Origin of the sequence: Falsihalocynthiibacter sp. CO-5D18, from assembly GCF_041205445.1 — a bacterium.
Taxonomy (GTDB): domain Bacteria; phylum Pseudomonadota; class Alphaproteobacteria; order Rhodobacterales; family Rhodobacteraceae; genus Falsihalocynthiibacter; species Falsihalocynthiibacter arcticus.
Genome location: NZ_JBGFCF010000005.1, coordinates 129,777 through 144,681, shown reverse-complemented (window position 1 = coordinate 144,681; position 14,905 = coordinate 129,777). Strand labels below are relative to the sequence as shown.

The window sequence follows — 14,905 nt, the reverse complement described above, 5'->3', positions numbered from 1 at the left end:
GCTAGAAAAAGTCGATCGAAACCTGCAAGAGGCGCTCGACCTCAGGCACGTCGGCGGCCATGGTGAAAATGGTTAACACATCGCCCTCTTCGATCCGCATGGAGCCTTCGGGCCGCGACACGACGCCCTTGCTCAAAACGGCGCCCACCAAAACACCCTCAGGGAATTCAATATCCCTCAGCGCCCGTCCCGAAATCGGACTTGTCGAGAGCACTTGCGCCTCGATCACTTCGGCTTCTGCGTCGCCAATGGAGTAAACTTCGCGCACACGGCCATGCCGGATATGGCGCAAAATAGAACTCACAGTTGTGGACCGCGGGTTGATATAGGCGTCGATCCCCATGGGGGCCAAAAGTGGCACCAAGGACGGGTCATTCACCAAGCAGATCGCCATTTTACAGCCCAAACCCTTGGCGCGCACCGCGGCCAATAGATTGGTTTTATCATCGTCGGTGACACATAAAATAGCGTCTGAACGATCAATTCCGGCCTCTTCAAGCAATTCAGGACTTAACCCGTCGCCGTTCAAAACGATGGTCCGCTCCAAAGTGTCAGCGGCTTTTTCAGCAATGGCACGGTCGCGCTCAATCACTTTTGTGCGCACGGTGCGGCCTTTTGCTTCCAACGCCAAGGCCACGGCAAGCCCCACATTCCCACCACCCAAAATAACCACACGGTCTTGTTTGTGCTGGACTTTTCCGAACACTTCCAAGGTACGTGCCACGTCTTCGCTGTTAGTAAATACGTAAATTTGGTCGCCAGCGAACAGCTGATCATTGGGCACAGGCGCAAACAATGTCCCTTTGCGACGCACACCAACCACGTTCGCCGAGAGGGTTGAAAACAAATCCGTCAACTGACGCAAGGGCGTATTTAGAACCGGACAATCCGCATCAAGTTGAAGCCCCAAAAGCTGGCTTTTGCCGTTGAGAAAACTTTCTGTATCAAAGGCAGCAGGCGCCGCGAGGCGTTGCAAGGCCGCAGCAGCAACCTCTTTCTCAGGGGAAATAACCACGTCGATCGGCATGTGATCGCGGCGATAAAGATCGGAATAAATGGCATCGAGATACGATTTACTGCGCAAACGGGCCACTTTGCGGGGCACGGAAAAAATCGAGTGGGCGATTTGGCAGGTCACCATATTCACTTCGTCCGAATGGGTCGCCGCGATGATCATATCCGCATCACTTGCCCCCGCCGCCTTGAGAACATCCGGATAGCTCGCAAACCCTGCAACCCCTTGAACTTCCAAGGTATCCATAGCGCGCCGCACCAGTTCGGCATTGTTATCCACAACCGTTACATCGTTGCGTTCACCCGAAAGATGGCGGGCGATTTGCCAGCCAACTTGTCCCGCGCCACAGATGATGACCTTCATAAAACTGCCCTTTTGTGCTTCTTCAATGGGTTCTCATTTGTAGCAATCTATGGCCTATGCCCTTGAGTGCGTCAATTGGTGATGCTTATTCCAAGTCCTCGCCCTCAAAATCGTCAATATGCGCAACCCGCGCACCCGTCTTATTGCTGGTCACAATCCCAAGCGACTTAAGTTTGCGATGAAGCGCGCTGCGTTCCATACCAACAAAGGTTGCGGTGCGGCTTATATTTCCGCCGAACCGATTGATTTGCGTCATTAAATACTCGCGTTCAAACAATTCACGCGCTTCACGAAGCGGCAAGGTCGCCAAACCCGCCGAAAGAACAACGCCCGAGCTCCCACCAGACGGCTCGCCCTGTTGCGGCAAATCGCTTGCCTCAATAATCTCGCTGTCATTGCCAAGAATTAGAATGCGTTCGATGACGTTTTTCAACTGGCGCACGTTTCCAGGCCAACTCATGGTCTGTAACAAGGCCTGCGCTTCCTCCGAAAGATGTCGCAAAGGTAGCCCCTGATCCTTGTTAAAGGCTGCGATAAAGGCGACGGCCAACTCGGGAATATCTTCCCGACGGTCTTCAAGCGAGGGCACGGTGATCGGCACGACATTCAAACGATGAAAAAGCTCCTGACGGAAATTTCCAGCTTCAATCTCGGCCTGCAAGTTCCTGTTTGTGCTCGATATAACGCGAATATCAACGCGAACCTTTTCGCCGCCGCCCACGCGTTGAAATTGCTGATCGACTAAAACGCGCAGGATCTTGCTCTGCGTCCCCATCGGCATATCGGCAACTTCATCAAAGTAGATAACGCCGCCATGCGCTTCCTCAAGCAACCCAGTTTCAATCCCGCGTTCTGGGCTTTCGCGCCCAAACAGGACTTCTTCCATCCGCTCGGGTTCAATTGACGCGGAATTAACCACGATAAACGGTGCAGACGCGCGATCACTTTCGCTGTGAATATACCGCGCAGCGCTTTCCTTGCCCGACCCAGCAGGTCCCCGCAGCATAATGCGGCCATTGGATTTGGTGACTTTTTCAAGGTTTGATTTCAAGGCCTTATAGGCGGAACTAGATCCAATCATTTCACTGAGCGTTACGTCCCGACGGCGCAACTCACTATTCTCACGGCGCAAGCGCGACGTTTCCATCGCCCGCGTAATAACGACCAAAAGCTGGTCAATATTGAAGGGTTTCTCAATGAAATCATAGGCACCCTGTTTTATCGCGGCGACGGCGATTTCGATATTCCCGTGACCAGAAATAATCACAATAGGCACATCGGGATGGCTGCGCTTCACCGATTTCAGGATGTCGATGCCGTCCATTTGGCTATCTTTCAGCCAAATATCAAGGATCATCAAACTCGGAGGCTCAGAAGCTATTTGATCCATACACTCGTCAGAGTTACTTGCAAGACGCGTTGTAAAGCCTTCATCTTTAAGGATATCCGATATTAGTTCACGAATATCACGTTCGTCGTCAACAATAAGAATGTCACTCATCAGCTCACCTCTTTCAGTTTTTTTGGCGTGCCCAAAGGAAGGGCAACAGCCACACAAGCGCCTGCATGTGTTGTGTTTCCAAATATTTCTGCATCCAAAAGCGCCAGCGTCCCGCCGTGCTCCTCGATGATTTTCTTAACGATGGGCAGGCCAAGGCCCGTGCCCTTATCGCGTGTTGTTACGTACGGCTCAAACAAGCGTGAGCGATCAATAGGAAAGCCAATGCCATTGTCGGAAATACGAATGCGCAGTGTCTCGTCATCTGCTTCCATATTAATTTTTACCATAGGAATAAACCCATCTGGAACGCCATTTTCGACATGTGTTTCAACCGCTTCGCCCGCGTTCTTAATTATGTTGGTCAAGGCTTGTGCGATCATCGTTGAATCCACATCCGCAAATATAGGCTCCTCTGGCAACTCAGCGACTAACTTCACGGGATCAAGCGCACCCGTTTGCAGATGAACGGCGTCCCGCATAATTTCGGTCAGATCATGACTGCGGAGTTCTGGTTCTGGCATGCGCGCAAACTTGGAAAACTCATCAACAATACGCCGCAAGTCATTGGTTTTACGCACAATAACATCGGTCATATAGGCCATGCCTTCTGCATCTTCTTCCGAAAGCTTTGAGGAATATTTTCGCTTTAAGCGTTCCGCCGATAGCTGGATTGGCGTCAACGGGTTTTTAATTTCATGCGCGATCCGACGCGCCACATCGCCCCAAGCGGCCATGCGTTGGGCAGAAACGAGGTCGGTCACATCGTCAAAGGCCACAACGTACCCTTCCAATGCGCCACCGGAACCGCGCCGTGGGGCGATCCGCACGAGGAGGTTTTCTTGCTTCCCGTCCCGCACGACAAGAACTTCTTCCTGCGCGGATTCTGCACGGTTGGCTTGTGTGCGGGCAAAAAAGTCACCGAATTCTGGCACCGCAAGCGACAGCTTTTGATTGCCAGAGTCATTTATATTCAACAACCCCTGTGCCGAACGGTTTACAAAATCAACGCCTCCATCCGCATCCAACCCGACAACGCCGGACGTGACCGAGCTTAAAACGGAATCAAAAAGGCGGCGGCGATCCTCAATTTGGCGTGTATTCTGGAGCAAAGTCTCCCGTTGCTCCCGCAATTGCCCCGTCATTTGGTTGAAATATTGCGACAGGAGCGCGATTTCGTCGTCGCCAGCCTCCTCATATACGCGCACGTTCAAATTGCCTGCGCCAACCTGTTGCGCCGCACTGGTCAACCGTCCCACGGGTCGCGCAAGACGCTCCGCAAACCAAAGTCCGAGCCAAATCGCGGCAAGGATCAAAATGACGGCAAACCCAAGGTACAGCAGGCCAAACTCAAACAGGATTTTACCGCGATCCTTTTCCAATTGTTCATAAAGGGAAACGTTTTGTTTTGTTTCGTCCAACAGGCTTAGGATATCCCCATCGACCTCTCGCGACAGGTACAGGTAGCGATCTGTTAGCCCTGAAAGCGCGACAAGGGCGCGAAATTCGTTGTTTTCCCAGTCCTTAATGACAACAGTTTCGCCCTTGCTGGCTTTGTCAAAATCAGAAGATTTGGGTTGTTCATAGTTGAACAAATAAGACCGATCCCCGCGGGCCCGAATGGTCCCTGCCCCGTCAACGACAAAAGCTTCGCGCAGGCCGCGTTGCACATTGGCTTGGGCATTGGTCAAAATCTCGCGCAAATCGCCGTCGGACATGCGAAAATTCCCCAAGGCCTCAATGTCGATGTCATTTCCAAGCTGCTCGGCGTCGGAAACAAGATCGCGACGATGCTCGGCTTCATAGGCTTGGGCGGCATCCAGTGAGCTTGAAACCACCTGTCGCACACGGTCCGAAAACCAGCCTTCAATCCCGACATTCACCGTCAACATGGCGAACACAGCGACCAAAATGGTCGGCAAAAGCGTCACGAGGGCAAAAACACCCGTCAGTCGAAGGTGGAGTTTTGAACCCGCGGATTTTGCCCGCCGTGCAGACACCATGCGCACGACTTGTTGGAGAACCAAGGCCGCAACGACGAGGGCATAGATCATATCCGCCAGCAGAATCAGCCGCAGACTATTGGGGCCTGTCGAAACTTCCAGTGGCCCAAGAATCACAAACGTCGCAGCAGCCAGAATAGGCCCCAAAACCACCATTCCGAGGGTCGCGAAGTTTTGAAAACGCTTTTGGCGCCTTAAACGTATAAGCCTATTGAATGTCGCACTACGGACCAAACTTGGCACCGCGTCCCCCAAAGATACTGTGCCCTTCGATAGGCACGCCACAATATATACCGTCTGTCACAAGGGTAGCAGCCTTCTTGCAACGGGTATGTTGCTCTTTTACATCAATTTGCGGCGGCGTGTCACGTTAATTTCGAGCTCTGTGATCTTCTTTCTGAGAGTATTTCGGTTAATCCCAAGTAAATCGGCGCATTTCGCCTGATTTCCACCCGTTGCATCAAGTGATATCTCGATCAATGGCGTCTCAACTTCACGCAGAATACGTTGATAAACGCCTGTCGGCGGCAACGCACCGCCATGAAGGTCAAAATAACGACGCAGATGTTTTGCCACCGAGGCCGAGAGCAATTCGCCCTCGCGGCCACCATTCGCGGGTTCGATTACTGGCTGATTCCCGAGGACAAGCTCAACTTCGGCCCGATTAATTTCTTCGCCGACGCTGGTCAAAACCAAACGGCGCACGGAATTCTCCAACTGGCGTACATTTCCAGGCCAGCTAAAGGCGCGAATGAGTTCCATTGCATCCGGTCCAATCCGACGCAAAGAGGCTCCTTCGCGCTCAGCCTTCGCAAGGAAATGTTCAGCAAGAAGCGGGATATCATCGACCCGTTCGCGCAGGGACGGCACCGTGATGGTCACACCACAGAGGCGGTAATAGAGGTCTTGGCGGAACGTCCCTGCCTCCATTTTCAGGCTCAAATTCGACTGACTCGTCGCCATAATACGCGGTGCATTATCGCCAAAACTATCCAACATACGCACTACACGGGCCTGTGCGTCGGCGTCGAGATCGCCCACTTCGTCAAACAGGATCGAGCCGCCTTTGGCGCGTGAAATAACGGTGGCTGGCCCGTCCATGCCCTGCAAATCATTGGCGGAGGCCACAATGAATGGCTGAGTGCGGCGGTCAGAAAAGTCGTGAATTGCTCGCGCGATCAACGACTTGCCCGTGCCACTTTCACCCGAGATCATCACCGTCAAGTCGGTGTTCATCACTCGCGCTACCAGTCGATAGAGGGTTTGCATTTGGGCCGTGCGCCCCACCAACGGCAGATCATCTTGGGTGGATTCTCGCGGCGCGCCGGTCTCGTGGGACAAGGGATTGACGCGGCGTTTAATCTCAAGAGCGCGCGCGGCGCGTTTCATCAAATCGGGCAGGTCAAACGGCTTAGGCAAATAGTCATAGGCCTCGGCTTCGGCAGCTTGGATCGCGGTCATAATCGTGTTTTGGGCGGAAATCACAATTACCGGCAATCCGGGGCGCAATTCTCCGATGCGTGGCAGGGCCTCTATGCCATTGCCGTCGGGCATCATCACATCGGAAATCACCAAATCGCCCTTCCCTTCTTCGACCCATCGCATCAACGTCATTAACGACGAGGTTGCGTGCACTTTACAGCCCGCCCGAGTCAGTGCTTGCGTTAGAACTGTGCGAATTGTGCGGTCGTCGTCAGCGACAAGAACTGTACCGTCCATTATAGGATCTCCGTTTTATTTTGAGTGTTGGGCGCATCAACTGCGGATTCTTTTGGGGCAACAGGCAGCGAAATCCGAAACACGGTGCGCCCGGGGGACGAGTCAACGGCAATCCAGCCTTGGTGCTCCGAGATGATTTTACTCACCAACGCAAGGCCAAGCCCCGTGCCATTCTCACGCCCCGAAACAAAGGGTTCAAAGATGTCCCCCGCAATTTCGCTCGGCAATCCAGGGCCATCGTCAATGATCTCAATTTGAAGCGGGACCGAGCCAGACCCGTCTGTCCGACGTAGGCGCATCGAGTTTTCATAGAAGGTATGAATACGGATTTTGCCGCCGTTTTTATTGGCCTCCGAGGCGTTTTTCAAAAGGTTGAGGAACGCCTGTAGGAGCTGGTCCATATCACCCCATGTGGGTGGCATGGAGGGATCGTAATCCTCAATGATTTCCATATGTGCGCCAAAACCCACCATCGCCGAACGCCGCGCGCGATCAAGCACATCATGGATATTCACGGCGGTACACTGGGGTTTGAGGACATTGCCAAATTGCTCGACTTGCTCCAGAAGTTTCACAATCCGACGGCATTCTTGGACAATGAGGTCGGTCATTTCTTGATCATCATTCGACAGGTTCATCGCCAAGAGTTGCGCGGCCCCCGTAATGCCCGCGAGCGGGTTTTTAATCTCATGGGCCAGCATTTCCGCCATCCCGATCGCGGATTTCGCCGAAGTTTTGACCGAATGGCTCCGCCCTAAACGATCGGCAATTTCGCGCGGCGATATCAGCAGGAGGATTTTACCCGTCCGCTCGCCTTTACTAGAGCTCAGGGACGCAATTTGAATGTTGCACAGCACGGGCGCGCGCTCGCCACTTCCCACGTCGACATCATTGATAAATAACGCGGAATGGTCTTTTCGGACACGCTGAAAGCTGGTTTCGAGCGGCGAGTCGATCATAACTTTGTCCCACACCGACGCCCCTATGAGCATTTTTGCGGAGGAGTTTAAAAAGGCTTCGGCAACGGCATTGCTCTCGAGAATGCAGTCTGCATCGTCAAGGATCAGCGCTGGAATTGGCAGCGACGCCCAGAGGTCAATGTCATATTCAATCATCGGTTAGTCCTTCGATCGGGCAATGGTCAGGAGAAAGAGCATCGGGCAGTAGCGCCAACACAGTTTTGGGGTTTTTCTCGATTAAAACGGCTTTGCGCAGGGCGGCTGGGGTGTGAACGCCATCCATGTACCAGCCCAGATGTTTGCGTGCGACGCGCCCGCCAAGAGGGACGGGATAGAATTCAAGCATGGCTTCATAGTGCCCCGAAACCATGTCGATCAGGGCATTTCCCTGCGGGATTTCGGGGGGTGCGGAGCCAAAAAGATCGGCGGCAACCTGTGCCAAAATCCACGGCACTCCCTGTGCGCCACGGCCAATCATCACACCATCCGCGCCAGATTGTGCAAGGGCCTGACGCGCGGTGTCGGCATTGATAATGTCCCCATTCGCCACGACGGGAATGGAAACGGCGGCTTTGACACCGGCAATCGCTTCCCAGTCGGCGCGACCTTTGTAAAACTGGCAGCGAGTCCGTCCGTGGATCGTAATCATGCGGATGCCCGCCGCCTCTGCGCGGGCCGCGAGTTCGGGCGCGTTAAGCAAAGCGTCGTCCCAACCCAAACGCGTTTTAAGCGTGACAGGCACCGAAACGGCCTCAACAACAGCCTCAATCAGCGTCAGCGCATGGTCCAAATCTTTCATCAGGGCGGACCCTGAATAGCCGTTCACGACTTTTTTCGCCGGACAGCCCATATTAATGTCGATCACACGCGCGCCGTTATCTTGGATCATTTTGGCGGCTTCGCCCATCCAATAGGCGTCTTTTCCGGCGATCTGAACCGAGGTATTGCTGCTATCAAACCCTAGTTCGGCCCGTTCGCGCACGCCGGGTTTGCCCTGAAACATTTCTTGACTGGCAACCATTTCGCTTACGACCAACCCTGCCCCAAAGGACGACACCAGATTGCGAAACGGCAAATCCGTAATTCCGGCCAATGGCGCCAATAGGACCGGTGGGTCCAAAATGATATCTGCAATATTAATGGTCAAACGCCTAATCCTTGTGCACATTTCAGTGCTACGCCCCACAAAAGCAAAAGGCAATTCCGCGACGGTGCATTCTGCGCGAAAAACACGCATTGCATAAAATTTAGGCAGCAACTCGCCCATTGTTCTCAAAGCGCGCATTGCTTAAACAAGGGGCGTGAAAACAACGAAAGTTAACAATCCCCTATGCGCATTGCTGCTTTAATTGTTGCCGCTGGAAATGGGTCTCGCATGGGCGCAGACAGGTCTGGGCGTGCGAAACAGTTCCAAATGCTCGCGGGGAGCGCGGTTGTGGCTCACACGGTCGATTGCTTTTCCAACCACCCGTTGATTTCCGAAATAATCATTGTTGCGCCAATGGGTGGAGTGGAGTGCGCGCGCGACGCCCTCAAAGGCCGAACCGATGTGATATATGTGGAGGGCGGCGATAGTCGCTCCGCCTCGGTCGCCCGCGGACTTGCGCAAATTCCTTCCCCGATCACCCATGTGTTAATCCACGACGGCGCACGCCCCTTGGTTGCAAAATCGACCATTGATGGCGTGATTGAAGCTCTTAAAACTGGTCCCGCCGCCGCTCCTGCTCTTGCCGTAACAGATGCGCTTTGGCGCGGGGCTGACGGGCAGGTAACCGCCCCGCAGGCAAGAGATGGATTATACCGCGCACAAACGCCGCAAGGCTTTGAAATAAATACTATTCGTACGGCGCATGCTTCTGGTATAGCTGCCGCAGATGATGTGGAACTCGCCCTTAGTTTAGGGATAGACGTAACCATAACTCAAGGCCACGAAGACAACCTAAAACTCACTTATCCCGCAGATTTTGACCGCGCGGAACGACTCTTAGCGATGAAAGAAGACCCGATGGATATTCGCCTTGGAAATGGCTTTGACGTGCATAGATTTGGCACGGGTGACCATGTTGTCTTATGCGGAGTGCGCGTCCCCTTCGAGCGCGGCCTCCAAGGACATTCGGATGCAGATGTCGGTATGCACGCAGTGACGGATGCAATTTATGGTGCCTTGGCGCAGGGAGATATTGGCCAGCATTTTCCCCCAAGTGATCCCCAGTGGAAGGGCGCTGAAAGCCATATTTTCTTACGTCACGCAGTGGAACTGGCGACGGAAATGGGGTTTTCAATCTCGAATGTGGATTGCACTTTGATCTGTGAATTCCCCAAAATCGGCCCCCACGCGGCCAATATGCGAATAGTAATGGCCGAAATTATGAACATGGAGGTGAATCGTGTGAGTGTGAAAGCAACAACATCCGAACGCCTTGGATTTACTGGGCGCGGCGAAGGCATTGCCTCGATCGCGACCGCAACATTGGTGAAAAAATGAGCAAACTCGCAAACTTCTCGGCCCAAGCCAGCAAACACATCGCGGTATTCTTCGGCGCAGGCCTGATTAAACCCGCTCCGGGCACATGGGGAAGCCTCGCGGCCCTGCCCGTCTTCCTGCTCGTACATCTGTATGGTGGGTTTTCGGGGGCGGTTTTGGCCACCATTGCGGTTATTTTTATCGGGGTTTGGGCTATTGAAAAGGAAACGCGCGGCAAGACAGATCACGACCCCAGTGAGATCGTAATTGATGAAGTTGCTGGCATGTGGATCGCGCTTTTACCTGTGTCTTATGGCGCACAGATCATGGGGGCGTCGATTTTGGCACTCTATCCGGGTTGGATCGTCGCCTTTGCCGCTTTCCGGCTTTTTGACATCACGAAACCAGGCCCTGTTGGCTGGGCGGACGAGCGCGACGATGCAATTGGCGTCATGCTCGACGACGTGATCGCAGGCGTGATGTCGGCGATTGTGGTTGTCGCCTTTGCTGCGCTTTATCACATTATCCTGACATGAGCTTGGCCGCGCAAATTCTTGAAAAGGCTAAGGTAAAGCAGACATTGATTGCGACAGCTGAAAGCTGCACGGGCGGCATGGTCAGCGCGGCTTTGACCGACGCCGCGGGAAGCTCTGCCATGTTTGATCGCGGTTTCATCACCTATACCAATCAAGCAAAACAGGACATGTTAAACGTCAGCGCCACTACTCTTAAGGCCCACGGCGCTGTCTCGAAGGAAGTGGCACGTGAGATGGCCGAGGGCGCGCTCGCGCATTCAAACGCCACCCTTGCGGTGTCGATCACGGGGATCGCCGGCCCCGGTGGTAGCGAGTTTAAACCCGAGGGGCGCGTGTGTTTTGGAGTCGCTGGTTTGGGGCAGGACACACATAGTGAAACCGTCGAATTTGGCGCTTTAGGGCGCGACAATGTGCGGATAAAAGCCCGAGACCACGCCCTCGCACTTTTGCTACGCGCACTTTCTTAATTTGACGTTTTTTTGTGCAGGACGCTAAAATACTGCGCATATTTTAGCGACTTTTAGAACTGCCCGTATTTTAGACCCCAAGGCAGGCCCTTGCCTCTTTCCTCAGCAAGCACAAGTCGCTTCAACCCCTTAACACCGGATTTTTGGAACGAACGGAGCGGAATATGAACGGGGCAGATACAGCTTGGATTTTGGTCGCAACGGCTTTGGTTTTGTTTATGACAATACCAGGGCTTGCGCTGTTTTATGGCGGACTCGTGCGGGCGCGCAATGTGCTCAGCGTCTTCATGCATTGTTATGCAATTGCGTGTTTAATGAGCGTTCTATGGTTCGCCTTTGGTTATACCATCGCGTTTGGCGACGGGAACGCCTATTGGGGCGGCTTGGGCAAAATGTTTCTCGATGGGGTGACTGTCGACAGCCTCACGGGAACTCTGCCGGAAGTATTGTTCTTTGCGTTCCAAATGACCTTCGCGATCATCACACCCGCGTTGATCGTTGGGGCTTATGTTGAGCGGATCGGTTTTGGGTTTGTAATGTTGTTTTCGGGCCTGTGGATGCTGTTGTGCTATGCGCCCGTGGTCCACTGGATTTGGGGCGGAGGATTCCTGTCGGACGGCGGGATATTTGGCGCGGTCGGCGTCAAAGACTTCGCGGGCGGCATCGTTGTGCATGAAACGGCAGGGATCGCAGCCCTCGTTTTGGCGGTGATGTTGGGCGCGCGCAGGGTGGCGACCAAGCCGCCCCACTCGCCGCCATTGGTGATGCTCGGCGCGTCCATGCTTTGGGTTGGATGGTTTGGCTTTAACGGCGGATCACAGCTCGCAGCAGACGGCGGCGCAGCTATGGCGATCACCGTCACACATATTTCAGCGGCAACCGCTTCACTTACGTGGGCCTTCTGGGAACGTGTTAAATATGGCAAAGCCAGCCTCGTGGGGATTGTCACAGGGACCATCGCGGGCCTTGCGTCGATCACGCCCGCTTCGGGATTCGTTGGCCCCGTCGAAGCCCTGATCATCGGCGCCGTCGCAGGCATTCTGTGTCAGGAAGCCGTGAATTTCATCCGCAACGGCATCAAATTAGACGACACATTGGACGTGTTTGCGGTGCACGGTGTTGGCGGTATTTTCGGCACGATTATGATTGCGGTGTTTGGCTATGGCACATGGACAGCGCAACTCGGCTCGCTGGCAATCGTGGGCGGATTTACACTGGTTGTCACTGTGGTTTTGGTCAAATTGGCCAGCATGGTCGTGATGTTCCGCGTGACAGAGGAAATGGAGGCAAATGGCCTCGACCTCGAAGAACACGGTGAGCGCGCTTACGAATTCAACTCGTAGTCAGCGAATACAATAATGGGGCCGTGCTTTGCTGCGCGGTCCTATTTTTTTGGAAAAACGCAAGGCACCGACTAACTTTTCCGCCGCTTTTCTAAGCTATAACCGGAAACAAGCATGCTAAATCTACCCTATCTCCGATGCCAAAACTTCCACACATGCTTTCCGCTCCTAAAGAGCCATCCTTGCTCTCCGGTTTTCAATGCAAGATTACGGAGGTGCGTGACACTAGATTCAAGTTTGGAAACGTTAGAGCGTTCTTGTAAACATTCTTGATATAATTTCGTAAGAATCTCATCAATCGTATTGCAGCGCGGCAATCGGACTTGTTGTTTTTTCAAGGCATCAAATAATAGTTTTGGCGTTATGTCCGACAAATCGGAAAGATATTTTTCGCAAGAGTCCAAATTTGACGCATGCGAAACTTGAGTGAAATCCACGTGAAAGCTATCTAGGAGAAACTTTGCATCATCATCTACTGTAGGACTCAAAAGCCCGCACAGGACGCCAGCATCAAGCTTATCATCACCTGAAGTAGGAAAAGCCATTGATAGAATGTTTATTAGTTTTTGTCTCGCCATAACGCGGTCATGATTACCGAAAATAGTAATAGGTAGCTTATTAAGCCGGTACACAAGCTTCGTTGCGGTCGCCGACAAAGATTCATTCACCCGCTTTCGGTCAATGCGTTCACTGTCCAACCCACAAATAGCTGCAAAGCCCGTAACGACATCACCATATTCGCTCACAACATCTGCAAAATCTTTTACGATCAAGCTTTCCTTTGGTAGATTTTTACTAAAGTACAGTAAGCGCTGCCTATAGACAGGGTCCATATATGGCAGAGTTTTAAGGGCACCGCCTTTAATACGTTCCTGAATTGCAGATGTAGCGAAGTCATTGGGCGCACGCACAAAACAGACAACCTTGACCCGAATACCTCTAGACTTAAAGAAGCGAAGCAATGAACGTTTTTCCTCCCAGAGCAACATGCTAATGCCTTCTCCAGAAATAATTAACCTTTCAAATTTGGGATCAACTAAATCTTTTTCAAGAACCTCTAGATAGTGTCTTTTTTTGTCGTCAATCTCATCTTTGGAAAGGCCCACAATCTTCCAGAGATGATAGTCATATCGCGTATCGGAAAAAATAGTGGAGAGCGCCATTGAGTGGTTAGTCTCCTCAAAGCGTGCATAAGTCGTGGTTTCATCGGAGTAGTTTTCGAGGCTCGCCTGAATGGATGACGATCCTGTTTTGTGCATTCCGATGTGTAGTATGACTTCCTTCATTTTTTCTTCCTATTTTCAGACATTGTTATCCTTCCTAGTCAAAAAAACAAAAAGGAACTCCAATAGGGACCTTTAAGGCATCGGGTATAAATACTTGGCACGGATTTCAAAGGCTCTCACAATGCGATGCATGGCTTCGTTAAAAACGACACCGATGAGTTTCTGCAGAATGATGTTTTTGAACTCAAAATCCACATAGAACTCTACTTCGCAACCACCAGCATCAATGTCACGGAATTTCCAATGGCTTTTGAGGTATTTAAATGGTCCATCAAGATATTCTGTCTCAATCAAGCTTTGCGCGGGAAACAAACGCACGCGACTGCCAAAACGCTCGCGAAACACTTTGAAGCTGATCACAAGGTCCGCAAGAACCTCGTCGCCGCCGTCAATCGGCGTCACGGAACGAATGCGTGCACCACTACACCACGGTAGGAACTCAGGGTATTTTGCCACATCAGCGACCAAATCGTACATCTGCTCGGCGGAATAGGGCAATATGCGCGTTTCTTGGTGGCTAGACATTGTGTTTCCAATTTTTACATGGCGTTGCCCCCCCATTTCGTGTACTCCGCGCCCAAATGCAAGGGGGGTTTCATGCCAACGCGTCCATATGTCATCGACCAAATGATCTCGGCCAAATCGATTGCGGCTCGGATTGAAATACTCGCCCACGAGATTGAAGCCGAGTTTCGAGACACGGATAAATTGATTGTTGTCGGCCTTCTGCGCGGCTCCTTTGTGTTTATCGCCGACATTGTGCGCGAATTGGATTTGCCCGTAGAGGTCGATTTTCTCGAGGCGTCCTCCTATGGGAATAGCACAGAGAGCAGTCGCGAAGTGCGCATTTTGAAAGATTTGCGCGGTGCGATTGAAGGCCGCGATGTCCTAGTTGTAGAGGACATTGTCGATACGGGGCACACGCTCTCGCATGTGACGCATATGCTGTTAAGCCGGAACCCAGCGCGCCTAAAAACCTGCGCTTTGCTTGATAAACCCGAACGACGCGAGGTTAATTTCCGCGCCGATTGGACAGGGTTTGAGATTCCCGACGAGTTTGTTGTTGGATATGGCATTGATTTTGCTCAACGAAATCGTAACCTCCCGTATATTGGCAAAGTGCGTTTCACCGAGGAGTAGATCTTGAGCCTCAACCCGCGCCATTTGTTACGCCTGCGCTTGTGGACGGACAAACCACCGTCAAAGCGGCGTATCATATTGGTGTTTGGAGTGATTTTAGTCTGTGGACTGA

13 protein-coding genes are annotated in these 14,905 nt (G+C 52.5%); 5 read left to right on the top strand and 8 right to left on the bottom strand.

Going from position 1 to position 14,905, the window contains the following annotated elements; all coding sequences use genetic code 11:
• Position 1 precedes the first annotated feature (1 nt).
• From trkA to dusB, 6 genes are all read right to left on the bottom strand, one after another.
• Positions 2–1,378 carry a Trk system potassium transporter TrkA gene (gene trkA, locus AB9F27_RS08810; RefSeq protein WP_335585535.1) on the bottom strand — a complete coding sequence of 459 codons (1,377 nt, stop codon included), beginning with the start codon at positions 1,376–1,378 and terminating at the stop codon, positions 2–4.
• Positions 1,379–1,463: 85 nt separating this feature from the next.
• Positions 1,464–2,879: a sigma-54 dependent transcriptional regulator gene (locus AB9F27_RS08805; RefSeq protein ID WP_335585534.1), complete on the bottom strand. Its 1,416-nt coding sequence runs from the start codon at positions 2,877–2,879 to the stop codon at positions 1,464–1,466.
• The gene (locus AB9F27_RS08800) at positions 2,879–5,122 is read right to left on the bottom strand and encodes an ATP-binding protein (RefSeq protein ID WP_407067048.1); all 2,244 of its coding nucleotides are present in this window, start codon (positions 5,120–5,122) and stop codon (positions 2,879–2,881) included. Before AB9F27_RS08800 ends, AB9F27_RS08805 begins: the two co-directional genes overlap by 1 nt.
• Before the next feature lie 99 nt (positions 5,123–5,221).
• A complete protein-coding gene (locus AB9F27_RS08795; RefSeq protein WP_039003549.1) occupies positions 5,222–6,598 on the bottom strand; it encodes a sigma-54-dependent Fis family transcriptional regulator in 1,377 nt (458 codons plus the stop codon).
• Entirely contained in the window at positions 6,598–7,713 is a 1,116-nt protein-coding gene (locus AB9F27_RS08790) for a nitrogen regulation protein NR(II) (RefSeq protein WP_052274989.1), read from the bottom strand. The genes AB9F27_RS08795 and AB9F27_RS08790 overlap by 1 nt, the downstream gene beginning before the upstream one ends.
• Positions 7,706–8,704, bottom strand: a complete 999-nt coding sequence (dusB, locus tag AB9F27_RS08785; RefSeq protein ID WP_335585532.1) for a tRNA dihydrouridine synthase DusB — start codon at positions 8,702–8,704, stop codon at positions 7,706–7,708. The genes AB9F27_RS08790 and dusB overlap by 8 nt, the downstream gene beginning before the upstream one ends.
• 183 nt (positions 8,705–8,887) lie before the next feature.
• On the opposite strand from dusB, the gene AB9F27_RS08780 reads away from it, so the two are divergent.
• The 4 genes from AB9F27_RS08780 to AB9F27_RS08765 all read left to right on the top strand — a co-directional run bounded on the left by AB9F27_RS08780 (position 8,888) and on the right by AB9F27_RS08765 (position 12,367).
• Positions 8,888–10,042, top strand: a complete 1,155-nt coding sequence (locus tag AB9F27_RS08780) for a bifunctional 2-C-methyl-D-erythritol 4-phosphate cytidylyltransferase/2-C-methyl-D-erythritol 2,4-cyclodiphosphate synthase (RefSeq protein WP_335585531.1) — start codon at positions 8,888–8,890, stop codon at positions 10,040–10,042.
• Positions 10,039–10,557: a phosphatidylglycerophosphatase A gene (locus AB9F27_RS08775; protein ID WP_335585530.1), complete on the top strand. Its 519-nt coding sequence runs from the start codon at positions 10,039–10,041 to the stop codon at positions 10,555–10,557. The genes AB9F27_RS08780 and AB9F27_RS08775 overlap by 4 nt, the downstream gene beginning before the upstream one ends.
• A gap of 2 nt (positions 10,558–10,559) precedes the next feature.
• Positions 10,560–11,024, top strand: a complete 465-nt coding sequence (locus AB9F27_RS08770; protein ID WP_369757655.1) for a CinA family protein — start codon at positions 10,560–10,562, stop codon at positions 11,022–11,024.
• A 164-nt stretch (positions 11,025–11,188) separates the two neighbouring features.
• Positions 11,189–12,367 carry an ammonium transporter gene (locus tag AB9F27_RS08765; RefSeq protein WP_335585528.1) on the top strand — a complete coding sequence of 393 codons (1,179 nt, stop codon included), beginning with the start codon at positions 11,189–11,191 and terminating at the stop codon, positions 12,365–12,367.
• A 128-nt stretch (positions 12,368–12,495) separates the two neighbouring features.
• Here AB9F27_RS08765 and AB9F27_RS08760 read toward each other — a convergent pair whose 3' ends face one another.
• On the bottom strand, positions 12,496–13,653 hold the full coding sequence (locus tag AB9F27_RS08760; protein WP_335585527.1) for a hypothetical protein: 1,158 nt from the start codon (positions 13,651–13,653) through the stop codon (positions 12,496–12,498).
• A 72-nt stretch (positions 13,654–13,725) separates the two neighbouring features.
• Positions 13,726–14,178, bottom strand: a complete 453-nt coding sequence (locus tag AB9F27_RS08755) for a type II toxin-antitoxin system RatA family toxin (protein ID WP_039003581.1) — start codon at positions 14,176–14,178, stop codon at positions 13,726–13,728.
• Positions 14,179–14,250: 72 nt separating this feature from the next.
• On the opposite strand from AB9F27_RS08755, the gene hpt reads away from it, so the two are divergent.
• Positions 14,251–14,793 carry a hypoxanthine phosphoribosyltransferase gene (gene hpt / locus AB9F27_RS08750; RefSeq protein ID WP_335585526.1) on the top strand — a complete coding sequence of 181 codons (543 nt, stop codon included), beginning with the start codon at positions 14,251–14,253 and terminating at the stop codon, positions 14,791–14,793.
• Positions 14,794–14,905 lie beyond the last annotated feature (112 nt).

What these genes read in the sequence shown, in the direction of transcription:
- AB9F27_RS08790 (WP_052274989.1), bottom strand. Translation starts at nt 7,713, where the DNA reads ATGATTGAATATGACATTGACCTCTGGGCGTCGCTGCCAATTCCAGCG.
- AB9F27_RS08805 (WP_335585534.1), bottom strand. Translation starts at nt 2,879, where the DNA reads ATGAGTGACATTCTTATTGTTGACGACGAACGTGATATTCGTGAACTA.
- AB9F27_RS08760 (WP_335585527.1), bottom strand. Translation starts at nt 13,653, where the DNA reads ATGAAGGAAGTCATACTACACATCGGAATGCACAAAACAGGATCGTCA.
- AB9F27_RS08795 (WP_039003549.1), bottom strand. Translation starts at nt 6,598, where the DNA reads ATGGACGGTACAGTTCTTGTCGCTGACGACGACCGCACAATTCGCACA.
- trkA (WP_335585535.1), bottom strand. Translation starts at nt 1,378, where the DNA reads ATGAAGGTCATCATCTGTGGCGCGGGACAAGTTGGCTGGCAAATCGCC.
- hpt (WP_335585526.1), top strand. Translation starts at nt 14,251, where the DNA reads ATGCCAACGCGTCCATATGTCATCGACCAAATGATCTCGGCCAAATCG.
- AB9F27_RS08765 (WP_335585528.1), top strand. Translation starts at nt 11,189, where the DNA reads ATGAACGGGGCAGATACAGCTTGGATTTTGGTCGCAACGGCTTTGGTT.
- AB9F27_RS08780 (WP_335585531.1), top strand. Translation starts at nt 8,888, where the DNA reads ATGCGCATTGCTGCTTTAATTGTTGCCGCTGGAAATGGGTCTCGCATG.
- AB9F27_RS08755 (WP_039003581.1), bottom strand. Translation starts at nt 14,178, where the DNA reads ATGTCTAGCCACCAAGAAACGCGCATATTGCCCTATTCCGCCGAGCAG.
- AB9F27_RS08775 (WP_335585530.1), top strand. Translation starts at nt 10,039, where the DNA reads ATGAGCAAACTCGCAAACTTCTCGGCCCAAGCCAGCAAACACATCGCG.